This window comes from Prevotella herbatica (genome assembly GCF_017347605.1).
Taxonomy (GTDB): Bacteria; Bacteroidota; Bacteroidia; order Bacteroidales; family Bacteroidaceae; genus Prevotella; species Prevotella herbatica.
On sequence record NZ_AP024484.1, the window covers coordinates 1,846,111 to 1,872,887 of the forward strand.

The window sequence follows — 26,777 nt, forward strand, 5'->3', positions numbered from 1 at the left end:
CTTTTGTCAATCAATATGAGAAAGATAATAATATACATCCTAGCTCTGTTGGCTGTGCCTGCCGCAGCCCAGACCGGAAAAGATCATAATTTTGAAGTAGCTAAGAATCTTGAAGTATTTAATTCAATATACAAGAATCTAGACTTGCTTTATGTTGATACACTGTCTGCTGACACTGTTGTAGGTAATGCTATTGACGCAATGTTGGGATCTCTTGACCCTTACACTGAGTATTTTCCTGACGCAAAAGTAAAGGACTTGAAAACTATGCTTACTGGTAAGTATGCTGGTGTGGGTTCACTTATACGCTTTAGCCAGAAATATAATAATTCGTTTATCGATGAACCTTATGAAAATATGCCAGCAGCAGAAGCTGGACTGAAAAAGGGTGATCTTATTTTGGCAGTAGATGACTTGTCGATGGTTGGTAAGAGTAGTCAATATGTTAGCGATCATTTGCGTGGTGATGCTGGAACGACTTTTATGATAAAGGTGAAGCGTCTTTCAACAGGAAAGATTTTAAAGATGAAAATTACACGACGTGCTATAAAGATGCCGTCAGTGCCATATTATGGATTACAGCCTAATAACACTGGATATATAGATCTTAATCAGTTTACTGAAGATTGTTCAAAAGATTTTCGTCGCGCTTTTCTTGAAATGAAAAAACAGGGTATGAAGAGCCTTGTTATTGATCTTCGTGGAAATGGTGGTGGTCTTGAAAGTGAAGCTGTAAACATCGTGAATATGTTTGTTCCAAAAGATGTGCTCGTTGTTTCAAATCGCGGAAAGTTAAAACGTATGAATCATGATTACAAAACAACTGTTGAACCGATTGATACTGTTATGCCGATTGTCGTGCTTGTTAACGGCGGAACAGCCAGCGCAAGTGAAATCACAAGTGGTGCTTTGCAGGACTTTGACCGTGCTGTTGTAATGGGTACACGTACGTATGGCAAAGGACTTGTGCAGATGACGGTAGATCTTCCATATAATGGAAATCTGAAACTAACTACAAATAAATATTACATTCCAAGTGGTCGCTGCATTCAGGCTATAAATTATAAACATGGACGTGGAGGATACATTGAGCATGTGCCGGATTCTCTTACAAAAGTGTTCCGTACATTGCATGGACGTGAAGTTCGTGATGGTGGTGGAATAAAACCGGATGTGGAAATTAAACCGGATACGGCTTCAAACATACAAACCTATCTTACGAGTATTATAGATTCGACTGAGACAGTACTTGATTATGTTGTTGATTATGTGGCTAAGCATCCTACCATCGCATCTCCAGATAAGTTTGAACTTTCGGATGCTGATTTCGAGGACTTTAAACAGCACGTTATAAAAAGCGGTTTTAAGTATGATGGCGTAAGTGAGAAAATCTTACAGGAACTAGTCAAGTCTGCAAAGTTTGAAGGCTATTATAATGATGCCAAAAATGAGTTTGCAGCTATTGAAAAAAAGCTTAAACATAATATCGGAAAGGATCTTGACTACAACAAGGAAGATATAAGGGAAGCCCTCGCAAGTGACATAATATCAGTATATTACTATCAACAAGGCAGTATCGAATATAGTCTTAAACATGACCGTCAGATGGCTGAAGCTATTAAACTTTTGTCAAAACCGGTTGAATATAAGAAGATTCTATTGCCAAAATGAGAAAATATTGCAAAATATTTGCATGCTAACGAAATTATTCGTAATTTTGCAGCATTCAGTGGAATGGGGGGCTCCGAGAGAGTTCCTCATTTTATTTTAATATAGCATATATGATTGACAAAAACGTCGTAAAAAAACTAGTAGATGAGTGGTTGAAAGATAAGGAATATTTCCTTGTTGGTATTGATATCAGCCAAAACGACAAGATTGTAGTTGAGATTGATCACGCTGATGGCGTTTGGATCGAGGATTGTGTTGAATTAAGTAAGTATATAGAGGATCATCTCAGTAGAGATGAAGAAGACTATGAACTTGAAGTTGGTTCGGCAGGTCTTGGACAACCATTCAAGGTTGCTCAGCAATACGTAAACTTCATTGATAAAGAAGTTGAAGTCCTTGATGCGGATGGTAAAAAGTATCAGGGTGTTTTGAAAAGCGTTGACGGTGACAGTTTTGTGGTTACAGTTAACGAAAAAGTTATGGTTGAAGGTAAAAAACGTCCTCAGAAAATGGATGTCGACCATACTTTTGATATGAATAATGTAAAATATACTAAATATTTAATAAGTTTCAAATAAGCTATGGCAGCAAAAAAGAATGATGAAGAGCAGATCAGTATGATCGACACATTCCGTGAATTTAAGGATACGAAGAATATCGATCGTACAACTCTGGTAAGTGTATTGGAGGAAAGTTTCCGTAATGTGCTTGCTAAAATCTTTGGTAGCGATGAGAATTTCGATGTTATTGTAAACCCTGATAAAGGAGATTTCGAAATTTATCGTAACCGTGTTGTAGTTGCAAACGGTGAGGTTGAGGACGAAAATAAGCAGATCGCACTTAAGGATGCACTTAAAATAGAACCAGACTACGAAGTTGGTGAGGATGTTTCTGAACCTGTTAACTTCGCTAAGTTCGGTCGTCGCGCGATATTGAACCTGCGCCAAACTCTTGCTTCTAAAATTCTTGAGCTGGAGCATGACTCTTTATATAATAAGTATAAGGATAGAGTAGGACAGATTATCTCTGGTGAAGTATATCAGATTTGGAAACGTGAAGTTCTTATTGTTGATGATGAGAATAATGAGCTTATACTTCCTAAGACGGAGCAGATTCCTGCTGATGTATACCATAAGGGTGAAACTGTTCGTGCGGTAATACTTCGTGTTGACAATGAAAATAATAATCCTAAGATTATCCTTTCTCGTACAAGTCCATTATTCCTTGAGCGTCTTCTTGAAGCAGAGGTTCCTGAAATTGGCGATGGTCTTATCACTATTCGTAAGATTGCTCGTATGCCAGGTGAACGTGCCAAGATTGCCGTTGAAAGTTTCGATGAGCGTATTGACCCAGTTGGAGCTTGCGTCGGTGTGAAAGGTAGTCGTGTTCATGGTATCGTTCGCGAATTGTGCAATGAAAACCTTGATGTTGTAAATTATACTTCAAATATCAAACTGTTTATCCAGCGTTCACTTAGTCCTGCACGTGTGAGCAGTATTAATATTGACGAGGAAAATCATAAGGCAGAAGTTTTCTTGCAGCCAGAAGAAGTCAGCTTGGCTATTGGTCGTGGTGGACTAAATATCAAACTAGCTTCTATGCTTACAGAATTCACAATTGATGTATTCCGTGAAGTTCCAGAGGATGAGGCAGACGAAGATATCTACTTGGATGAATTCTCAGATGAGATTGATCAGTGGGTTATTGACGCAGTTAAGGCTGTTGGTCTTGATACAGCTAAAGCTGTAATTAATGCTCCACGAGAGATGCTTATTGAGAAGGCTGATCTTGAGGAAGAAACTGTTGACCATGTTCTTAAGGTGCTTCGTGCAGAGTTTGAACAATAATTAAAAATAAAAAGGAAAGAAAGTATTTAATGAAAATGAGGAAATAAATATAATTAAGGTAATAGAATGAGTGGTTTTCCCTTTTTGCCGATTTCATTCACTACCTTCAAATAGATAAATATGAGCATCAGATTAAATAAAGCATTACGTGAATTAAACATAGGACTTCAAACGGCAGTTGAATTCCTTGAAAAGAAAAGTGAACTGGGAGAGGTGAAGTCTGACTTGAGCTACAAACTCTCAGAGGGGCAGTACAATGCTCTTGTTGAGGCATTCAAACAGGATGCAGAAGTTCGTAGTGAGGCAGAAAAACTTTTCCAGAAGAAACCAAAGGAAAAGAAGCGTACGCCTGAGGCAAAGGAAAATCGTGCCGAAAATCTTCTTGAATCTTCTAATCAACAGCGTTTCAAACCTGTTGGAAAGATTGATCTTGATAGTATAGGTAAGAAACCAGCGGCTCAGAAGTCTGTTGCTCCTGAAGTAAAGGCTGCTGCCGTCAGCCACGAGCCTGTAAATAAACATGTTGATAAACCAGTGGAAAAACCAGTAGTAAAAGCTACTGCGGCACCTAAACCAGTTGCTGCAAAGGTAGAAACTCCGAAGCCTGCTAAACCGGTTGAACAGCCTAAGGCTGCAGCTCCAAAAGTTGTTGAGGCTCCAAAACCTACAGTGTCTGAAAAACCTGCAGAGAAAGCCGATGATGGAATCTTTACATTGAAAAGTGAAAAGAAAATCCTTAATGCTCCTAAGATGAATGTTGTTGGTAAGATTGACCTTGATTCTTTGAATCAGAGTACTCGACCAAAGAAAAAGTCAAAGGAAGAAAAGCGCAAAGAGCGTGAGGAAAAGACTGCGCAGCAGCACGCTGGTGTAGAAAGAAAGAAGCGCGTACGTATAAACAAGACACGCGTGGATATTAATGCTGCTGCTAATCAGGGCGGTAATAATAACCATAATAACACCAACCGAAATAATAATAATCGCAATAACAATAATAGAAATAATAATAACCAGAACGGTGCTAATAGAGGTCCTAATAACGCTGCTGGGAACAACAATAATAATAATAGAAACCGCAAGCGTGGTCAGAAGCCTTTAGAGGTTGATGATAATGCAGTAGCACGTCAGGTAAAGGAGACTCTAGCACGATTAACTAGCAAGAGCCAGAACAAGAAAGGCGCTAAATACCGTAAGGATAAGCGTGACGCTGTTCAGGTAAAACTCCAGAAAGTTGCTAATGCAGAGCAGAAAGATGCTAGAATTCTTAAGCTTACCGAATTTGTAACTGTAAGTGAACTTGCCACCATGATGAATATTGGTGTGACTCAGGTTATCTCTACTCTTATGAGTGTCGGTATTATGGTTTCAATAAACCAGCGTCTTGATGCAGAGACAATCAACATGGTAGCTGATGAATTCGGTTTCAAGACAGAATATGTAAGTGCTGAGGTTCAGGAGGCTGTAAGTGAAGAGATTGATGAAGAAACCGATTTATACTCTCGCGCTCCTATCGTTACAGTCATGGGACATGTTGACCATGGTAAGACATCTTTGCTAGACCACATCCGCAATACGAATGTGATTGCCGGTGAGGCTGGTGGTATTACACAGCATATCGGTGCTTACGGTGTTACTCTTAAGAATGGCCAGAAGGTTACATTCCTTGATACTCCAGGTCATGAAGCATTTACTGCTATGCGTGCACGTGGTGCTCAGGTTACAGATATCGCAATCATTATCATCGCAGCTGATGACTCTGTGATGCCTACTACAAAAGAGGCTATTGCACATGCTCAGGCTGCAGGTGTTCCAATGGTATTCGCAATAAATAAGATCGATAAGCCAGGAGCAAATCCTGATAAGATTCGTGAAGACTTGTCACAGATGAACTTGCTCGTTGAAGAGTGGGGTGGTAAATATCAGTGCCAAGAGATAAGCGCAAAGAAGGGCGTTGGAGTTGAAGAACTTCTTGACAAGGTGCTTCTTGAGGCTGAAATGCTTGACCTGAAGGCTAATCCAAATCGTAAAGCTACTGGTACGATCATAGAGTCTTCTCTTGATAAGGGACGTGGATATGTAAGTACTGTACTTGTAAGTAATGGTACTCTTAAAATAGGTGATGTTGTAATCGCCGGAACAAGTTGGGGACGTATTAAGGCTATGTTCAATGAACGTAATCAGCGCATAGATGAAGCTGCTCCTGCTGAGCCAGCTATTATCCTTGGTCTGAATGGTGCTCCTACAGCTGGTGATCAGTTCCACGTTTTGGAGTCAGAACAGGAAGTTCGCGAGATTGCAAACAAGCGTGAGCAGTTGCAGCGTGAACAGGGCTTGAGAACTCAGAAACGTCTTACACTTGGTGATATTTCACATCGTATTGCACGTGGAGAGTTCCATGAACTTAATATCATCGTTAAGGGTGATACCGATGGTTCTATTGAGGCTTTGAGCGATTCGTTCATTAAGCTTTCTACAGAGAAGGTTTTGGTAAATGTTATCAGTAAGGCTGTAGGTCAGATTAGTGAGAATGATGTAATGCTAGCCAGTGCATCAGATGCTGTCATCGTTGGTTTCCAGGTTCGCCCGTCTTCTGAAGCTCGCAAGCTTGCCGATCGTGAAGGTGTTGAAATAAATACCTATTCAATCATATACGATGCAATTGATGACATTAAGAGCGCAATGGTTGGTATGCTTGATAAGGTTACGAAAGAAATCATTACTGGTCAGGTTGAAGTTAAACAGGTATTCAAAGTGTCTAAGGTTGGTACTATTGCCGGTGGTCTAGTTACCGAGGGTAAGGTACATGCTAAGGATAAGGCTCGTCTTGTACGTGACGGTATCGTTATACGTACAGCCGATATAAACGCATTGAAGCGTTATAAGGATGATGTCAAGGAAGTTCCAATGGGAATGGAGTGCGGTATCAGTCTTGTCAACTTTAATGACATTCTTGGAGGTGATATCATTGAGACATTCACCGAAATAGAAGTTGAACAGAAACTATAAGGTTTTCTTTACTCTCTACTATAAAGAGAGTTGGAATACTTTATGCAATAAAGTAGTGACATCCTTATATTCTATTACAGGGATGTCACTGCTGTAATTAATAACAAATGTTACCAGTTTTGTTTGTGGTACACTATTTGTATGTATCATATATAAAATAGGTATTTTGGCAAAATGGAAGAAAAAGGAAAAAACGAGTTTGTTAGTCAGGTAGCTGAAAAGAAATATGAATTCGGTTTTACTACTGATGTACAAACAGAAATAATAGATAAGGGCTTAAACGAAGACGTTGTGCGCCTTATCTCTCAGAAGAAAGGTGAGCCCGATTGGATGCTTGACTTTCGTCTGAAAGCTTATAATTATTGGAAGACTCTTACTCAGCCTACTTGGGCACATGTGCATGTACCAGAAATAGACTATCAGGCAATTTCTTATTATGCTGACCCTTTGGTTAAGAAGCCAAAGAACAATGAGATTGATCCAGAACTAGAAAAGACATTCGACAAATTGGGTATACCTTTGGAAGAACGTCTGGCATTAAGCGGTACAGCTGTTGATGCGATTATGGATTCAGTTTCAGTGAAGACTACTTTTAAGGAAAAATTGCGTGAGAAGGGGGTTATCTTCTGTAGTATTGGTGAAGCTGTAAAAGAACATCCAGAACTTGTAAAAGAATATCTCGGAAGTGTTGTCCCTTATCGTGACAACTTTTTTGCAGCTCTCAACAGTGCCGTGTTCAGTGACGGTTCGTTTGTCTATATCCCGAAAGGGGTTAGATGTCCGATGGAACTAAGTAGTTATTTCCGTATAAACGCACGTAATACAGGACAGTTTGAACGTACCCTTATCATTGCAGAAGATGATGCCTATGTTAGCTATCTTGAAGGCTGCACGGCTCCTATGCGTGATGAGAATCAGTTACACGCTGCTATTGTCGAGATTATAATCAAGAATAATGCAGAAGTAAAATACTCTACAGTTCAAAACTGGTATCCTGGCGATGAGAATGGAAAGGGCGGAGTGCTTAATCTTGTTACAAAGCGTGGTGATCTTCGTGGCGTTAATTCAAAACTTAGTTGGACTCAGGTTGAGACAGGGTCAGCTATAACATGGAAATATCCTTCATGCATTCTTCGTGGTGACAATTCTGTAGCTGAATTTTACAGTGTTGCTGTAACAAATCATTATCAGGAAGCAGACACTGGAACGAAGATGATTCATATGGGTAAGAATACGAAGTCGACTATAATATCTAAAGGTATATCTGCCGGTCATAGTCAGAATAGCTACCGTGGTTTAGTAAGAGCTACAAGTAATGCAGACAATGCTAGAAATTACAGTTCATGTGATTCCTTGTTATTGGGAAGCGATTGCGGTGCACATACTTTCCCATATATGGATTCACATAATAACTCAGCTGTGTTTGAACATGAGGCTACTACTTCAAAAATTAGTGAAGATCAACTTTTCTATTGCAACCAGCGAGGAATACCTACTGAACAGGCTGTTGGACTTATCGTAAATGGATATGCTAAAGAAGTGCTCAATAAACTTCCTATGGAATTTGCTGTTGAGGCACAGAAACTTCTTAGCGTAAGTCTTGAGGGAACGGTAGGATAATAGTTAAATAAGGAATAAAATACAAGAGATATGTTAGAAGTTAAAAATCTGCATGCTACAATTGCAGGCAAAGAGATATTAAAAGGCATAGATCTTACTGTAAATGACGGTGAGATTCATGCCATCATGGGACCTAATGGATCTGGAAAGTCTACTCTTAGTGCTGTACTTACAGGTAATCCATTATATACTGTTACAGAGGGCGAGGTCATTTTCAGCGGTAATGACCTTTTGGAAATGAAACCAGAAGATCGTGCACGTTCAGGTTTGTTTCTTTCTTTTCAGTATCCAGTTGAAATTCCTGGAGTTTCAATGACAAACTTCATGCGTGCCGCTATAAACGCAAAACGTGAGTATGAGGGGATGGAACCTCTTAATGCTGGAGATTTCATGAAACTGATGCGTGAAAAGCGTAAACTCGTTGAACTAGATTCAAAACTATCACATCGTTCTGTAAACGAAGGATTTTCTGGTGGTGAGAAAAAACGCAATGAGATATTCCAGATGGCTATGCTTGAACCAAAGTTGAGTATCCTTGATGAAACTGATTCTGGTCTTGACGTAGACGCGATGAGAGTTGTAGCTGATGGTGTGAACAAAATGCATACAAGCGAGACTTCAGCTATCGTGATTACTCACTATGAACGACTCCTTGATATGATTAAACCTAACTTTGTTCATGTTCTTTATAATGGTCGTATCGTTAAGACTGCCGGACCTGAACTGGCAAAGGATATTGAGGCTCGTGGATACGACTGGATTAAGGAAGAGGCTGATGCAAAGTTTGGACAGGATTAATATGTTCCCTCTATAAGGGAAATATAGCTTTTTTATTTGGATTTTTATTATGCAAGAAGATATTAATAATAATAAGGCTCAAAACCCTTTAGGTTCTTTACAACCTAAAGTTGAGACTCAGTATGTGGAGTTGTATGAAAGTACATCAGCCACACTTAAGAGTCATTCAGCCGAAGTCATGAATAAAGTGCGTGATAAGGCTTTTGAAGATTTCAAGAAGTTGGGATTCCCGTCTCGAAAAGTTGAGCGTTATAAATATACCGATATGGCTAAGTTGTTTGAACCTAATTATGGTTTGAATATTAACCGATTGGATATTCCAGTGAACCCTTATGATGCCTTTAAGTGTGATGTGCCTAACCTAAGTACATCATTATATTTTGTTGTCAACGATAGTTTTTATACTAAAGTTCTTCCGCAGGCACATCTTCCAGAGGGTGTAATCGTTGATTCTTTGAGTAGTGTTGCTTCAAAAAAGCCTGATTTTATCGCTAGATATTATTCTAAAATTGCATCTACAGATGAAGATGCAATTACAGCTCTTAATACGATGCTAGCTCAGGACGGACTGTTTGTTTATATTCCGAAGAATGTAAAGGTGGACCGTGCCATACAAGTGATTAATATACTTCGCTCTGATGTTGACCTAATGGTTAATCGTCGTGTGCTTATTGTCCTTGATGAAGGTGCAGAGGCTAAGTTTCTGTTTTGTGATCACTCTGCCGATGATCGTAATTTCCTATCTACTCAAGTTATAGAGGCGTATGTAGGAGAAAATGCAAACTTAGAACTGAATTGTCTCGAAGAGACACATCTTAAAAATACGCGAGTAAGCAACGTATATATTCAGCAGCTAGCTAATAGTCGTGTAAATCATAATGTTATCACATTGCATAATGGCATAACACGCAATCTGCTAGATTTAGTATTTGAAGGCGAAGGAGCTGAATGTCAGTGTAACGGTTGTGTGATAGCTGACAAGAATCAGCATGTAGATAACAATACTCTTATAGATCATAAAGTAGGTCATTGCACAAGTAATGAACTTTATAAATATGTTCTTGACGATGAAGCTACTGGTGCTTTTGCCGGAAGAGTTCTTGTACGTCATGGAGCTCAGAAAACTGTAAGTCAGGAAACAAACCGAAATCTTTGCGCCACGAAGAAAGCAAGAATGTACACTCAGCCAATGCTTGAGATTTATGCAGATGATGTGAAGTGTGCTCATGGTTCAACAGTTGGTCAACTTAATGATGCTGCGATGTTCTATATGAGACAACGTGGTATCGGTGAAAAAGAAGCCAAACTGCTTCTCGAATTTGCATTTATCAACGAAGTAATTGATAAAATGGAACTTGAGCCGTTGCGTGATCGTTTGCATCATCTTGTAGAAAAACGTTTCCGTGGTGAGCTGAATAAATGTGAAGGTTGTAAACTCTGCAAGTGATTTCAGGTTGGTGAAAAAGATTAATTTGTAATGATATGTATGATATAAATAAGATTCGTGAGGATTTCCCAATATTGTCAAGAACAATTTATGATAAGCCGTTGGTATATTTTGACAATGCCGCAACGACTCAGAAACCTTTGTGTGTTCTTGATGCAATGCGTGATGAATATCTGAATGTCAATGCCAATGTGCATCGTGGTGTACATTGGTTGAGCCAACAGGCTACGGAATTGCATGAGGGAGCTCGTGAAACTGTAAGAAAGTTTATCAATGCTAAGTCTACCACAGAAATCGTTTTTACTCGTGGCACTACTGAAGGACTTAATCTCGTAGCTTCTTCATTCTCCGATGAGTTCATGAAAGAGGGTGACGAGGTTATTGTTTCAGCTGTAGAGCATCATTCAAATATTGTACCTTGGCAGTTACAGACACATAAGAAAGGTATAGTTCTTAAAGTCATTCCAATGGATGATTTTGGTAAGCTGGATATCGATGAATTCAGTAAAATGATAACATCACGCACCAAAATTGTAAGCGTAAGCCATGTAAGTAATGTTCTAGGAACGATTAATCCCGTAAAGGATATTATTCGTATCGCGCATGAACATGATATTCCTGTAATGGTAGATGGTGCGCAAAGCACTCCACACTTTGCTGTGGATATGCAGGATTTGGATTGTGATTTCTTCGTGTTTAGTGGACATAAAATATATGGTCCTACGGGTGTTGGTGTGTTGTATGGAAAAGAAGCATGGTTGGATAAATTGCCTCCTTATCAGGGTGGTGGCGAAATGATTGAGAACGTTAGTTTTGAAAAGACTACTTTTGAACGCCCACCATTGAAGTTTGAGGCAGGAACTCCTGATTACATCGCTACAACAGGACTAGCAAAGGCTTTGGATTATGTTACAGATTTAGGTCTTGACAACATCGTCAGTCATGAGAAAAAACTTACAGCCTATGCAATTAACAAGATGTTGCAGTTTGATGGCATGAAGATATTCGGAATTGATGACAGTAAACCTGTTACTGAAGAAACTCTATGCAATCATGATGCAGTGATAAGTTTTCAGTTACGTGATATTCACCACATGGATATGGGCATGATTCTTGACCGTCAGGGAATAGCTATCCGTACAGGTCATCATTGTGCACAACCGCTTATGCAGCGTCTTGGGGTGCTTGGTACTTCACGCGCCAGCTTTGCTCTATATAATACAATAGAAGAAATTGATGCTTTTATTGCTGGTATTGATAAAGCGTCTAATATGTTTAAAGGTTCTTCTTGCACGCCAAAACAGCTTTAACGAACCATGCACAGCATATAGCACGAGCAATAAAGCCGATGTTTACGGGGAAAACTGCAAATACGAATGCTATTTGTGCATTGAGAAGTAGCAGTGTTTGCTTAATGCTAATCTTGCGTTCCAATACTGCTGAGTAGTATTTGGCTAGCGCAGTGATTGGTGACTTTACTTTGTTTGCAATACTGTTCAGAATGTTTATCTGACTGTTAGATGTAGAAACTTCTCTTTTGATATAGATATTCTTTTCCATATTGTAATTGTTTTAACTTGTTTATCTTTTACAACTGCAAAATTACTCGCATTTGTGGAAATATCTTTTCATACCAAATAATCAAACGTTAATTTAGTTAACTAGTAACATTTATTAACAACAATATGTTAGAACCACATTATTATAAGGAACTTATTGAGGCCGGATGTGATGAGGCGGGACGTGGATGTCTTGCTGGAAGTGTTTATGCAGCAGCAGTGATATTACCGCCTGACTATGATAATCCCGAATTAAATGATAGCAAGAAGTTGAGTGAAAAGAAGCGTTATGCATTGCGTGAACAGATTAAGCATGATGCTGTAGCTTGGGCTGTAGGTATAGTTACGCCTGAGGAGATAGATAAGATTAATATCCTTCATGCTAGTTTCTTGGCAATGCACCGTGCAATAGCCCAACTGAAAGTGCGTCCGCAGGGTCTTATCATTGATGGAAACCACTTTGATCCTTATGTATATTCTGAAGGTGAAGAAAAGAAACAACTTCCTTACACTTGTATAGTGAAGGGAGATGGAAAATATCAGAGTATAGCCGCTGCTAGTATACTTGCTAAGACATATCGTGATGACTATATGCAGCAGCAGGCGCTTATTTATCCACATTATGACTGGGAAAATAATAAGGGGTACCCAACAAAAAAACATAGAATAGGAATACTTAACTACGGAATTACCCCAATTCATCGTAAAAGTTATAATCTGCTTGGCGGTGAATTGAGTCTGAATTTTAAAGAATGAAACCATGAAGAAGCTTGGTAATGAACTCACGTTGATTCAACTAATGACGGACGGTAATGATTATACCGCAGAGGATCTTTGCAATCATTTGGGATGTACACGCCGTAATCTTTATTATTACCTTCAGTTTCTTCGAGAATATGGTTTTGGCGTAATCCGTAATGAGAATTATTATAGTCTTGATGTGAATTCTCCTTTCTTCTCTAATATAGCTTCTTCGGTGAACTTTACATTGCAAGAAGCAGTACTCATACATAATCTTGCTGATAGTGCTGAACAGAAAAATCCAGCGGTTTTATCGGTAAAAAAGAAGCTTGAACGATATTATGATCTTCGCTTTTTCTCTGATTCAAAATATCAGAAAAAGCAATTACGCAACTTAAAGGATATTAGTGACGCTATTGCTTCCAGACGTATAGTATGCCTGCAAAAGTATTCTTCTCCGCATAGTCATACATTTACTGATCGAGTTGTGGAACCTTTTTTGTTATTCAATGACAATCAGGACGTGCGTTGTTATGAACTGGCTTCTGGAAAAAATAAAACATTTAAACTATCAAGAATAACAAATGTAGAAGTTTATGATGCTCCTTGGATACATGCTGCCGAGCATAGGAAGGTTTTTACAGATGTGTTTTCTTTTAGTGGTGAAGAGTTGTATCCTGTAAAACTCCTTGTTGGTCAGCTTTCTTATAATTTGATGATGGAAGAATTCCCCATTTCATCGGCATCATTCTCTCAGAAAGATGAAAATCATTGGATAGTGTCTCTTGACGTAGTAAGTTATCTAGGTATTGGTAGATTCGTACTTGGACTTTACGATGATATAGAAATCCTTGAAGGTGATGGCTTCAAGGATTACATAAAGTCCAAGATAGAAAAAATGCTACCATAGATAACTTTTGCTTATTTTATGTTGTTCAGTGGTATTACGGTTTCATTACCTTCTTTGTTTCATTGCCTTGTTTAATAATGAAGATGCCTTTACCAGAGATAGTATTTCCATCTGTAGTAACATTTAATAATTTGCCGCTAATGTCGTAAATCCTTATGTTCTTATCGTTGTTTTCTTTCTCGTTTTTAACTTTGTCAATACCTGTCAGAGTAAGTGCACCATCATTAGTCTTTGTGAGCGTGTATGATATTACATCGTGAGTGATAAAACTTCTAACAGGACTCCAACTAGTCTCATTTGTGGCTTTACTAGCTATGTAAACTTTGTAAGTGCCAGGAGAAAGATTTGAAATATCTAAATTTCCTTGAACTTCTTTACCATAAGTAAATCCACTTAAAGACTCATAGCTATGTTCTTGAAAGAAGTTGTATATTGGTGTTAATACAGAAGTAGATGTGTTTTCACAAATAATAGCGAAGTCACCAGTGAAAGTTTTATACGCAAAGTTATAGAAAGCTGTCATTGTAATGCTAAGTTTGTTGTCTGGACTAATTGAGAAACTGCAATTTTTGTCAGTTCCCCATATAGAAAAGTCACTTCCTGTCGCATCAGGATGTGGATCAAAACCTATAATCATATCGTTACCTTCAGAAAATGTTGTTCCAGAACTGAATTCCTCACCTAAACCAGAAGGAGTCAGATCGAAAATATCATACCATCCGTCGCATGCGCCGCCCCATCCCCAGTTTACGTCTACGTTGCCTTCTGTGTTTATTCCGTCAAAAACAAAGGCATGGCCTTCTTTTGTTTTTGTAGATCCACCATATAGAATAGGACGCAGTTGCTTAATTTCATTGTAAATCATTTGTGCCCATTCATCATCTGTATATAATTCTTTTTGCAAGAATTTTAATGAATATGGATTATATGAGAAGTTATTCACGAAAGATATTGCAGCATCATAATCAGTGGTTCCACTTCCGTCGATACCATATTCCATATTTGCTCCACAGCCAGCATCTCGCATTAGTGTAGCAACGGCTATATTCGCGGGAGTGATGGCATTGCTAGTTAAATATGTATTTGACATATTGTTCCAGTCGTATGTCGTATTGATTGTTGCCGATCTTATTACAGTATCTTTATCCACAACTATGGAAAACCCTCCGCTGCCTTTACCTGTTTTTGGATAATTGTAATACTTTAAAATCTGCGACATAGCCGTTGCTACACATCCGGTATAGCCATGCGTAAGTGAGCCAACCTTAGGACATAATAAATTATATGGCGTTCCTTGGTTCCATTTTGTTGTTATAAGAGGATCTATTGTTGTAGAAACAGATATAGAAGTTCGCCCCATATTATTGGCATCTCTGTAGGCCATAGATTTAGATATATTTTCCATCCACCATTTAAATCCCGGGGCTACATTAGTAGAATCGTAGTCATGCTCAGATTCACCTATAACGGCAGGGAATGTATTACTGCGGCTTATTACAACGAATCCTGCACCTTTTGCACCATAGATAGCAAATTGGTCTGTGTCCTTCATAACTTTTACTTCGTTGTCTATTATTGAAGAACCCTTTGCCATGCTTTTGCTGGCAAGCTTCTCTTGTGCAATTTTTATCATTTCGCTGCGATTGCGGTTATCTGCAAATGTATTAAGGCTTGAAGCGAAAACAGCAATCGAAAGGACTAATAATCTTATCATAATTGATAAATGTATAATGTGAATATTGGGGATCTTATGTTATATATTCTGCAAATATAACTTCTTTTTTGTAATGTACAAAATAATTTTAACAATCCATCTCTTTTATGCTTAGTAATGTGCGCAAACTAATTTATAACGAAGAAATTTTAACTTGCTTTACAATAATGATAAATAATGTATGCATACTAATAACTTTTTGAATTAAAAAGTAGGATTGTCAATTAGTAAATACTCAGCATGCTATGTCTATATTAAATATTTAATGAAACGTTATGATTAACAATATTTTGTTATGTTCATATTTGTACACTTTGTCCATTTGTTTTAAAATTAGCTTTTAAACTGTAACAAAATCATTATAAAAATCGCATATCTATGGCATTTTTGATAATAATAGTAACTTTTTGCATAAAAAATTTGGTTATATTCTAAACATTCTTTAAATTTGTGCCCGTATACAACAATAGTGTTTTAGATATTTTTATTGAAGTACGAGAAAAGAATGTTAATGCGTTCTTGATTTATAATAAAATAATGTCCGCCTTGTGATTAAGGTTCGGACAAATCTGTTGGCAAAATATATTAGATGACAATACAATTTTTAATTAAGAGAGAGATTTTTATGGAAAAAAGACTAACAATGATTTTAGCAGGTCTATTCCTTTGTTTAGGAATGGCATTTGCTCAGACACAAGTCTCTGGTACTGTAACTTCCTCAGAAGACGGACAACCTATTGTAGGTGCTTCCGTTAGAGTGGTTGGTACAAGTACAGGTACAGTTACTGATGTTGATGGAAATTTTTCGCTGGTTGCTCCGGCAAATGCGAAATTGAATTTCTCGTATATTGGTATGATGCCAAAAACACTTAAGGCTTCAAGCAATATGAAGATTAAGCTTGAACCTGATAACAAAACTATTGATGAAGTTATTGTTACTGGTTATGGTAACTTTAAGAAATCTTCGTTTACAGGTTCTGCTAGTACTATGGATGCAACGAAACTTGAAGATGTTCCAGTTGTTTCTGTTGAAGACAAATTAGCCGGAAGTGTATCTGGTGTTACTGTAACTTCTTCTTCAAGTGCTCCTGGTGCAATTAGTAATATACGAATCCGTGGTATGGGTTCTGTCAATGCAGGAAATAATCCTCTCTATGTAATAGATGGAACTCCTGTTGCTTCATCAAATTTAAGTGAGTTTAATACTTCTGATGGTAATGGTTATAATGATGCTGGTACAAGTGTGTTAGCAACATTAAACCCTAATGACATCGAGTCTATTACTGTAATTAAGGATGCAGCAGCTGCATCTCTTTATGGTTCTCGCGCTGCTAATGGTGTGATTGTTATCACGACCAAGAGTGGTAAAAAGGGTAAGACTAAGATTGATTTTAGAAGTGATTTAGGTTTTTCTAATACAGCAATCAATTATCGTCCACAGTTGAGTGGTGATGATCGTCGTCAGTTACTTTGGACTGGATTGAATAATTATTCAATAACAAATGGTAGCACAGCTGCTGCAGCTGCTACTTTTGCCGATAATAATATTGACAAATATGCTTCTGTTCCTGCAAATGGTTATACAGATTGGAAAGATCTTCTTTTTAAGACAGGTAGTCATCAAAACTATCAGGTAAGTTTGTCTGGTGGTAGCGAAAGTACAAAGTTCTATGCATCAATGGCTTATATGAAGCAGGACGGTATTCTTCACAATCAGGGATTGGAACGTTTTACAGGTAATGCAAGTATAACTCATGATTGGAATAGATTCTCTTTACGTGTAACAACATTGATTTCTAAAATGAATCAAAGTCTTGTTGATGAGGGGACTGCTTACGATGGAGCTTTGGCAAACTATTGTTTCTTCCAGTCACCATCAAGTACACCTTATAATACTGATGGCTCTCTAAATACTGGATGTGGTATGAACGGTGTCAATCCGCTTTATGAGCTACAGCATACTTCAGATAAGAATATAGTAAAAAGATCATTCTCAACTGCACAACTTACATATAACATCTGGGATAACTTGAAGTTGAGTGAGAAATTAGCTTATGATTATACTGATGGTAGAGAGAATGTGCTTTGGGATAGATATTCTAATAATGGTGCTCCTGGTGCGGTAATGCAGCGTATTATAAATGAATATGAAAAATTAAATACTCAAACTCAACTTTCTTATATCAAGAGCTTTGGTCAGCATAATGTGGATGCATTATTGGGCTTTGAAACAGAAGATTATACTTACAGATATGATTATTCGCATGGAAGTGATTATCCTGGAGCTTTATATGAGTTAGAAAATGCTGGTACAACTTCTGCACAATCTGATAAGAAAGGCTATAGAATGACCTCTTTCTTGGGTCGTGTAAATTATAACTTTGCCAACAAATATTATTTGGGCGCAAGTTATCGCCGTGATGGAAGTTCACGTTTAGCACGTCAAAACCGTTGGGGTGATTTCTGGTCATTGTCTGGTTCTTGGAGATTTACTGAAGAGAAATTCATGAACCCAGTTAAGAGTATAATTACTGATGGTAAAGTACGCCTTTCTTATGGTGTGAACGGTACACAGCCTTATGATTATTATTCTTATATGAATTTGTATCGATATGGTATCTATTATAATGGTATGTCTGGTATAGGAGTAACTACTATTGGAAATAGTGACCTTAAGTGGGAGAAGAATAAGACTTTAAATATAGGTCTTGATTTAACTTTGTTGGATAGATTTACCGTTACATTTGATTATTATAACCGTAAAACAAGTGATTTGATTTTTGATAAGCCTGTTTCTGCTGTTACAGGTTTGTATTCTAATTCAGGAACACCTTCTGCACCAATTAATGTTGGTTCTTTAGTTAATAAGGGATTTGAGTTGTCATTGACTTCTGTTAATATCAATAAAAAGGATTTCAATTGGACCACAACTTTGAATATGTCACATAATAGCAATAAGGTGGAAAAACTTACTGGTGATGAAAACGAGATTATTAGTGGAGTCCTAATACATAGAATTGGTAAACCTTATTATTCTTATTATATGTATGAGTATGCTGGAGTTGATAAAGCAACAGGTAAGGAATCTTATTATATCAACGATGGAACAGACAATGCACGTAATACTACTACTGATGTCTCTAAGGCAAAGCAGGCGATTGTTGGCCAACATCAGGCTTCAATTGAAGGTGGACTTACAAATAATATTAAATGGAAGTTTATTGATTTAGGATTTACATTTACATATTCTCTTGGCGGTGATGCTTATGATTATGCATCTTGGCAACATTCTAATGGCGGTAGTTATTTATACAATGGTGCAGTCCCTTCATATTATAAACTTTCTGATATATGGTCTCCGGATAACACTGATGCAACGTTGCCGAAATTTGAATATGGTGGTGTGAGGGTAAATTCTTCTCGTTGGTTGATGCCTACAGACTATTTGCGTTTGAAGAATCTCTCTTTAGGATTCACTGTGCCTAGAAACTATATTGCAAATCTTGGCATAGACAGAGTTCGTGTTTATTTCTCTGCAGCAAATCTCTTGACTTGGAAATCAAAGAATTTGATTGTTGATCCAGAAATGCCTGTTGATGGACTTTGTACTTTTGAAACACCGGCATTGAGAACTTATACCTTTGGTATAGAACTTGGTTTTTAATTTAAAATAAGAAGGAAATGAAAATATTTAAGATATGCAATTTGACATTGCTGGCAATGATGATGCTTGGGCTTTCGTCATGTGTTAACGACTGGTTAGATGAGTCTCCTTCAGATGGAGTTGATGCAGATAAGGCGATAACATCAAGCGAAAGTTTGGGAAGTGCGCGTACAGGTCTTTATGCAGCGTTGAAGGGAGATCATACTAATACTGATTATTATGCTGCTAATTTCTTTGCTTATGCAGAGGCTCATGGTGAGGATATTCAGTATAATAATATATCAGGAAGTAATCGTGGTAGTTTCTATTATTATATGAATTATGCTGGAGCAAATGAATTTTCTAGCACAGCAGCTGTTTGGAAATCTCCTTATATTGTTATAAGTAGAGCTTCTCGCATGATTGAGGCTGCTGAGTCTGGTAAATTGACAGATCAAAGTGAAGCTGCAAGTACTATTTCTCAGTATGAGAATGAGGCTAAGGCTTTACGTGGATTAGCTCTTTTTGATTTGGTAAGAATTTATGGAAAGCCATATACTGAAGATCAGGGCGCATCGTTAGGTGTACCTGTCGTTACTACATCTTTGCAGAGCACAGATAAACTAGCGAGAAATAAAGTTAGTGAATGCTATACTCAGATTCTCAAAGATTTGAATGACGCTATTAACTCAAAGACTCTTTCTACAGATAATACGCCAGGTTATATTGATGTATGGAGTGCAAAGGCTATTTTGTCAAGAGTCTATATGACAATGGGCAACTTCGGCGATGCACTTACTGTTTCAGAAGACATTATCAATAACTCTCCTTATAAACTATGGACGAAGGATCAATATGTTTCTGCTTGGAATAAGAAGGATGCAAACCATACAAATGAAATTATGTTTGAAATGACTATAACAAACTCTACAGATTGGACAGACCGTCCAGGTGTAGCTTATTTGTATGCTGAATCTGGAGGCGTAAATCCTGGTTATGGTGATTTGATAGCAACTAAGAGCTTCGTAGATATGCTTTCTTCAGATCCAAACGATATTCGTAATGGTGTCTTCCTCAGTCCTACAGCAGCTGCAGATGCAGCCTTTGGTAAAAATAAGATATTCTTGAATAAGATGCCTGCTGTAAATGGAGATGTTAGATACAGTAATATACCTCTTGTTCGTCTGTCTGAAATTTATCTGAATGCCGCCGAAGCTGCTTTTAACGCAGGAAATAAGGATAAGGCTGCAACATATTTGAATGATATTATTTCAAATAGAACATCTGATGCTACAAAGTTGGTTTCAGCATCAACAATTACTGCAGATCGTATTTATATTGAGCGTAGAAAGGAACTTGTAGGTGAGGGACATCGCTTCTTTGATGCTCTGCGCCGCAACGAAACTATAACTCGATATACAAATGATGCAGATAGAGGTTGGCATGATGTGCTACCTACTGCAAGTAAAAGTTATAATAGAGATTATTTCAAAGCACTTTCTGCAATACCACAGTATGAGATGAATGCAAATAGCAATATGGTACAGAATCCTGGATATGGAAACTAAACATATTAAATAATATAAAAAAACAGTTATCATATATATTGATAACTGTTTTTTTTGTAATAGATTCGTGTCTCAAGGTCTTTTTGTTGTCTAAGATATTTATAGCAGCTTGAATATAGCTTTGTATACGCTTTTATAAATTTGTCAAAGAACCGTTGGCTGCATCTGAGGATTAGAGGATATTTACATAGATTCAGTAAACGAGAGCAGAATATTCAAGATTGTTTAAATGTTCCGCTGAATTCTCGGCAAAGATACTGCAAAATTTTTGTCCATGCAATGGGATTTATATTAGACTGTTAGCCAAAGTTTTAATTACGAATGCTATATATTGGCACGAGTGTGCGCACGCGCACTCTGACTTTTTCGTAAAAATAAGCGTCGAACTGTCTATCCATTGAGCCTCAATTTATTAGAATACTTTTCAAGTGGTATTAAGCGCCGGCTATTTGTCGGTAAAATATGAGGGATATTTTTCTTCATTTTGCATTGCGTTTTGCTAAGTTTTGCAATACGTTCTACGAAGAAATGCATTGCGTTTTATGAAGTAATGGGAGGCGAAATATCGTAGGAACGTTTGCATTTCTATATGGAACTAGTTGTGTTTCTATATAGAAACGCATATAAAATCCGATATCTGACCGTCAAATTACCGTCACTTTATTTAGTCAAATTCGTCGATAAAATATTGATATTCATTATGTTAAAACTTCGACACTTATATTTTTCAAAACCCTAAGTGCGCGCGTGTGTACGTACATTATATATGCACAGAAATAGTAACGTAGCTAAGACGTAGCTCATCGAAGCTAAATTGACCCAGTTGCGTATCGTTAACTTTTCTGTTTATAAGTATTCCCTAAGATTCCGTAACTCCATAGCTAAGCAACAGCAAAATGCAGGAAAATAGTCTAATATGAACAAAATCAAATCGTTACCAATAAATATAGGCGTTAAACAGTCGACTTATAATAAGTTACACTAAATAGTAATTCGTTTAACTTATTATCAGTAATCTATTTGTCTATAAAATGTTTTTTTGATAAATATATGTTAAGCGCTGTTTACTGTGAATAGAGTTTACTGTCTCTTATTCTGTTTTTAATGCAAAAGCTTACTTAACTAGTTGCTATGATTGAAACGGTAAGATCGGTAAATGTGTAAATTTTGATCATATTGTTCTTCGTAATGGCTTTTTTGTTACTAAATAGACGTAATTTGGCTATAAATTCAAAATAATTGCAATCTTGCTTGCTTGTTATGTGATTTTTACTTATTTTTGCGAGAGGATAATAAAATTAAGTTATTAATTATTAATAGAGACTTTTTTATGGAGAAAAAACTAACAATGATTTTGGTATGTCTATTCATGTCTTTAGGAATGACTTTTGCGCAAACTAAAATCACCGGTACTGTTGTATCCCAGGATGATGGAGAACCTGTTATAGGTGCATCCATATTTATTCAAGGAACAAAAACAGGAACCGTTACTGATGGAGATGGAACTTTCTCATTGAATGTTCCTGCAAACAAGAAACTAACGATTAGTTATGTTGGAATGGAAACACAGAGTGTTCTAGCAAAACCAGGAATGAAGGTCGCATTGAAACCTTCAACTTCGCTTCAGGAAGTTGTCGTTACTGGTATGCAGAAGATGGATAGACGAATGTTTACCGGCTCAACGACAAAGATTAATGCTCAGGATGCTAAGATTGACGGTCTGCCAGATATCAGCCGTTCTCTTGAAGGTCGTGCCGCAGGCGTTTCTGTTCAGAATGTATCGGGAACATTCGGTACAGCTCCTAAGATTCGTGTACGTGGTGCCACTTCAATTTATGGTAGTTCAAAACCGTTATGGGTTGTTGATGGTGTTATAATGGAAGACGTTGTTGATGTAAGTGCTGATCAGCTTTCTTCTGGGAATGCTAATACGCTTATCAGTTCAGCTATAGCAGGTCTTAACTCTGATGATATTGAGAGTTTTCAGATTTTGAAAGATGGATCTGCTACATCAATTTACGGTGCTCGTGCTATGGCTGGTGTCATTGTTGTTACAACAAAGAAAGGAAAAGCTGGTCAGAGTCACATTAGTTACACAGGCGAATATACCATGCGTTTGATACCTAGCTATTCTACTTTTAATATAATGAACTCACAGGACCAGATGTCAATATATCAGGAGCTACAGCAAAAAGGTTATCTTAATTATGCCGAAACATCGACTGCAGCAAATAGTGGTATTTATGGTAAGATGTATGAACTGCTGAATGCGTATGATTCTACAACAGGAATGTTCGGCCTAGCAAATACAACTGAAGCGAAGGCTGCTTATTTGCGTTCTGCTGAGTATCGTAATACAAATTGGTTTAAGGAACTTTTTACAAATTCTATCCAGAGTAACCATTCTGTAAGTATTACTGCAGGAACAGACAAAGCACAATATTATGCATCAATTAGTGCCATGTATGATCCAGGATGGACAAAGAGTAGTCAAGTGCAGCGCTATACTGCAAATTTTAATGCAAATTACAATGTATCTTCTAGAGTTACTTTTGGACTTATTGGTAATGCTTCATATCGTAAACAGAAAGCACCTGGAACGATCAGTGCTACTACAGATCCTGTATCAGGAAAAGTAAACCGTGCTTTTGATATAAATCCTTATTCTTTTGCTTTGAATACATCTAGAGCATTGTCAACTACAGATTATTACACTCGTAATTATGCTCCATTTAATATTTTCAATGAGCTAGAACAAAATTATATTGACGTAAATGTTTCTGATTTCCGCATGCAGGCTAAATTGGCTTATAAACCATTACGCCAGTTGGAACTTTCTGTATTGGGGGCTATGAAATACAGTGCAACGAGTCAGGAACACAATATTAAAGATGACTCTAATCAAGCAATGGCTTATAGAGCCATGGGAACATCAACGATACGTAAGAATAATACTTATCTTTATACAGACCCAGACGATATTTATGCGTTGCCTGTCTCTGTGCTGCCTTATGGAGGTATAGTGGATCGTACTGATAACAATATGTTTGGTTATGATTTCCGTGCAACCGCACAATATAATGATTCTTTCAATAATGATACACATATAGTAAACCTGTATGGTGGTATGGAAACCAATAGCGTAGACCGTCACAATACTTGGTTTCGTGGTTGGGGTATGCAGTATAATATGGGTGAAACTCCTTCTTATGCTTATCAGGTATTTAAGAAAGGTGCTGAGCAGAATGCTGATTACTATACAATGGGAAATACGAGTGAGCGTAGTGTTGCTTTCTTTGGTAATGGAACATATTCTTACAAGGGACGATATACCTTAAACGGAACAATTCGTTATGAAGGAACCAACCGACTAGGAAAGAGTCGTTCTGCACGCTGGTTGCCTACATGGAACTTGTCTGGTGCATGGAACGTTCATGAAGAATCTTTTTTCAAGAGTTTGGAACCAGTAATGTCACATTTGACATTCCGTCTTTCATATTCATTGACAGCTGACCGTGGTCCTTCAAATGTAACTAACTCACGCGTGATTATAAAGTCTCAAAATCCTTGGCGCCCATTTGCAGATGTAAAGGAAAGTCAGTTATACATATCTGATTTGGAAAATAGTGATTTGACTTATGAGAAAAAACATGAGTTTAACTTTGGTATGGATATGGGATTTCTTAATAACCGTATCAATTTTGGAATGGATGTCTATTCTCGCCGTAATTATGATCTTATTGGTCTTGCAACAACAGAAGGTGTTGGTGGCAAGGTAATGAAATATGGTAACATAGCGTCGATGAAGTCAAGTGGTGTTGAGCTTTCTCTTTCTACCACTAATATCAAGGCGAAGGATTTTACCTGGACATCAAGTTTTATCTATAGTCATACACATAATAAGGTTACCGACCTACGCACTACATCAAGTATAATGGATTTGGTTTCAGGAAGTGGATTTGCTCAGGAGGGATATCCTGTAAGAAGCTTATTCTCAATACCTTTCAAGGGACTGAATAGTGAAGGTCTACCAACATTCCTAGATCAGGACGGTAAGATCACAACAACTGGTATCTATTTCCAAGAAAGTGATCCCGCAAAACTTAAGTTCCTTAAGTATGAAGGAAGTATTGATCCAACAGATGTTGGTAGCTTCGGAAATATCTTCACATACAAAGGGCTTTCACTTAATGTGTTTATAACATATTCTTTCGGTAATGTAGTTCGTCTTGATCCTGTATTCTCTAACGAATATGATGACCTTGCATCAATGCCAAAAGAGTTTAATAACAGATGGACTGTTCCTGGAGACGAAGCTCGCACAAATGTGCCTGTTATAGCAAGTGCAATTCAAAATAAGAATGATGCGAATTTGTCTTATGCATATAATGCTTACAACTATTCTACTGAGCGTATAGCCAAAGGAGACTTTGTCCGAATGAAGGAAATATCATTAGGTTATGATTTTCCAAAAACTTGGGTGTCATCATTGAAATTGAGTAATCTTTCATTGAAGTTTCAGGCTACAAATCTTTTCTTAATTTATGCTGACAAGAAACTGAATGGACAGGATCCGGAATTCTTTAATACCGGTGGTGTCGCAGTACCAGTTCCAAAGCAGTTTACACTTACATTAAAATTAGGTATCTAAAAAGAAAATTATGAAAAAGAATAATATATTATACTCTATAGTATTACTAGCTTGTGCTAGTATATCACTTGCTTCTTGTGATAGCTATCTAGACAAAATGCCTGATAATCGTGCAGAGGTTAATTCTGAAGATAAAATTGCAAGTCTTACCACATCTGCTTATCCTACTAGCGATTATATTCTTTTGAATGAATATATGTCTGATAATGTTGATGACATGGGCCCAACATTTGCAAACTACACATCACGTTTTCTAGATAAGGTCTATTCTTGGGATGACGCTACTGATGAAAATAATGAATCTTCAGAGAATCTTTGGGAGAGTTGTTATAAAGCTATTGCGTCTGCCAATCAGTCATTGAAGTCAATAGAAGAAGTTGGTGGACCGACAACAACAAAACTTAAAGAGACCAAGGCTGAAGCTCTACTTTGTCGTGCATATTCTCACTTTATATTGACAAATGAGTTTTGTATGAATTACAATTCTAAGACAAGTATAAATGATCTTGGCATTCCTTATATTACAGAATCTGAGACAACGCTGAATCCAAAATATGAACGTGGAACTGTTGCTCACGACTATGAAATGATAGATAAGGATATACAGGAAGCATTACCGCTTGTTGGCGATACACATTATACAGTGCCAAAGTATCATTTCAACAGTCAAGCTGCTTATGCATTTGCTGCACGTTTTTATTTGTTTTATGAAAAATGGGATAAGGCTGCCGAATATGCATCTGTATGTCTTGGCGCTTCACCCAAGACTATGTTGCAGAATTGGGATAAAATGCAATCTTATGGCGTAACAAACAGTTTGACTCCACGTTGTAATGTATATATTGATGCAAGTTCTAATTCAAACTTTTTGTTGCTAACGTCTATTTCTGCAGCAGGATTGTTTGGAGGTAACTATTCATATCTGTCAAAATATTCTCATAACACATATCTAGCTTCGACAGAGGATTTGCTTGCAAATAATATATATGGCGATAGTCACGATATGCGTTGTGCTCCTATGACTTTCACAGGAAGTGGAATTAACCGCGTTATTGTGGCTAAGTTGCCTTATATGTTTGAAGAAACAGATCCTGTAGCAAAAACAGGTTACTACCGTACGGTATATCCAGCATTTAAGGCAGATCTTACTTTGTTGGAACGTGCAGAGGCTTATATCATGTTGAAAGAATATACAAAAGCTTGTGATGACCTTAATACATGGATGCACAATTATACAAACTCCAATGTTGTGCTTACCCCTCAGAATATTGAGACATATTACAAGGCTCTTAACTATGCTACATGGAATGCACCTACAATAAAGAAACATCTATATCCTGCTTTTGCAATTGATGCAGAAGGTAGTATTCAGGAATGCATGTTGCAATGTGCCTTGAGTTTCAAGCGAATCGAGACAAGTTATGAAGGTTTTAGATGGTTTGATATTAAACGCTATGGAATAAATATCGTTAGAAGGACAATCAATGCTGCAGGAAAGCCAGAAGCGATTACTGATTCTTTGACAACAAATGATTTACGTCGTGCTATCCAAATACCTTTCAAGGTTAGAGAAGCAGGACTTCAAGCAAATCCTAGGTAAAA

General features: G+C 37.4%; 16 protein-coding genes. 14 read left to right on the forward strand and 2 right to left on the reverse strand.

Annotated features, from left to right (window positions below):
* Positions 1-15: 15 nt before the first annotated feature.
* From prwr041_RS06825 to prwr041_RS06860, 8 genes are all read left to right on the forward strand, one after another.
* Positions 16-1,671 (forward strand): S41 family peptidase, encoded by a 1,656-nt coding sequence (locus tag prwr041_RS06825; protein ID WP_207153088.1) that lies wholly within the window; start codon positions 16-18, stop codon positions 1,669-1,671.
* A 110-nt stretch (positions 1,672-1,781) separates the two neighbouring features.
* Positions 1,782-2,249, forward strand: coding sequence for a ribosome assembly cofactor RimP (gene rimP / locus prwr041_RS06830; protein ID WP_207153089.1), 468 nt, complete (start codon positions 1,782-1,784; stop codon positions 2,247-2,249).
* 3 nt (positions 2,250-2,252) lie between these two features.
* Positions 2,253-3,518 (forward strand): transcription termination factor NusA, encoded by a 1,266-nt coding sequence (gene nusA, locus prwr041_RS06835; RefSeq protein WP_207153090.1) that lies wholly within the window; start codon positions 2,253-2,255, stop codon positions 3,516-3,518.
* Between the two features lie 120 nt (positions 3,519-3,638).
* Entirely contained in the window at positions 3,639-6,524 is a 2,886-nt protein-coding gene (infB, locus tag prwr041_RS06840) for a translation initiation factor IF-2 (protein ID WP_207153091.1), read from the forward strand.
* Positions 6,525-6,698: 174 nt separating this feature from the next.
* Positions 6,699-8,144 (forward strand): Fe-S cluster assembly protein SufB, encoded by a 1,446-nt coding sequence (gene sufB / locus prwr041_RS06845; RefSeq protein WP_207153092.1) that lies wholly within the window; start codon positions 6,699-6,701, stop codon positions 8,142-8,144.
* 30 nt (positions 8,145-8,174) lie between these two features.
* Positions 8,175-8,942 carry a Fe-S cluster assembly ATPase SufC gene (gene sufC, locus prwr041_RS06850; protein ID WP_207153093.1) on the forward strand — a complete coding sequence of 256 codons (768 nt, stop codon included), beginning with the start codon at positions 8,175-8,177 and terminating at the stop codon, positions 8,940-8,942.
* 49 nt (positions 8,943-8,991) lie between these two features.
* Positions 8,992-10,389, forward strand: a complete 1,398-nt coding sequence (sufD, locus tag prwr041_RS06855) for a Fe-S cluster assembly protein SufD (RefSeq protein WP_237072169.1) — start codon at positions 8,992-8,994, stop codon at positions 10,387-10,389.
* Between the two features lie 35 nt (positions 10,390-10,424).
* Complete coding sequence (locus prwr041_RS06860; protein ID WP_207153094.1) at positions 10,425-11,699, forward strand: aminotransferase class V-fold PLP-dependent enzyme; 1,275 nt, start codon at positions 10,425-10,427, stop codon at positions 11,697-11,699.
* On the opposite strand, the gene prwr041_RS06865 is transcribed toward prwr041_RS06860, so the two are convergent.
* The gene (locus prwr041_RS06865) at positions 11,665-11,949 is read right to left on the reverse strand and encodes an ATP-binding protein (RefSeq protein ID WP_207153095.1); all 285 of its coding nucleotides are present in this window, start codon (positions 11,947-11,949) and stop codon (positions 11,665-11,667) included. The genes prwr041_RS06860 and prwr041_RS06865 overlap by 35 nt on opposite strands.
* Positions 11,950-12,074: 125 nt before the next feature.
* On the opposite strand from prwr041_RS06865, the gene prwr041_RS06870 reads away from it, so the two are divergent.
* Positions 12,075-12,704, forward strand: a complete 630-nt coding sequence (locus prwr041_RS06870; protein ID WP_207153096.1) for a ribonuclease HII — start codon at positions 12,075-12,077, stop codon at positions 12,702-12,704.
* A 4-nt stretch (positions 12,705-12,708) separates the two neighbouring features.
* On the forward strand, positions 12,709-13,599 hold the full coding sequence (locus prwr041_RS06875; protein WP_207153097.1) for a helix-turn-helix transcriptional regulator: 891 nt from the start codon (positions 12,709-12,711) through the stop codon (positions 13,597-13,599).
* A 34-nt stretch (positions 13,600-13,633) separates the two neighbouring features.
* Here the strand turns inward: prwr041_RS06875 and prwr041_RS06880 are convergent, their stop codons facing one another.
* Positions 13,634-15,313: a C10 family peptidase gene (locus prwr041_RS06880; RefSeq protein WP_207153098.1), complete on the reverse strand. Its 1,680-nt coding sequence runs from the start codon at positions 15,311-15,313 to the stop codon at positions 13,634-13,636.
* A gap of 625 nt (positions 15,314-15,938) precedes the next feature.
* On the opposite strand from prwr041_RS06880, the gene prwr041_RS06885 reads away from it, so the two are divergent.
* From prwr041_RS06885 to prwr041_RS06900, 4 genes are all read left to right on the forward strand, one after another.
* Entirely contained in the window at positions 15,939-18,977 is a 3,039-nt protein-coding gene (locus tag prwr041_RS06885) for a SusC/RagA family TonB-linked outer membrane protein (protein WP_207153099.1), read from the forward strand.
* 17 nt (positions 18,978-18,994) lie between these two features.
* Positions 18,995-20,524, forward strand: a complete 1,530-nt coding sequence (locus tag prwr041_RS06890; protein WP_207153100.1) for a RagB/SusD family nutrient uptake outer membrane protein — start codon at positions 18,995-18,997, stop codon at positions 20,522-20,524.
* A 1,330-nt stretch (positions 20,525-21,854) separates the two neighbouring features.
* Positions 21,855-25,175, forward strand: coding sequence for a SusC/RagA family TonB-linked outer membrane protein (locus tag prwr041_RS06895; RefSeq protein WP_207153101.1), 3,321 nt, complete (start codon positions 21,855-21,857; stop codon positions 25,173-25,175).
* 10 nt (positions 25,176-25,185) lie between these two features.
* Positions 25,186-26,775, forward strand: a complete 1,590-nt coding sequence (locus prwr041_RS06900) for a RagB/SusD family nutrient uptake outer membrane protein (RefSeq protein ID WP_207153102.1) — start codon at positions 25,186-25,188, stop codon at positions 26,773-26,775.
* The last annotated feature ends 2 nt before the right edge of the window (positions 26,776-26,777 follow it).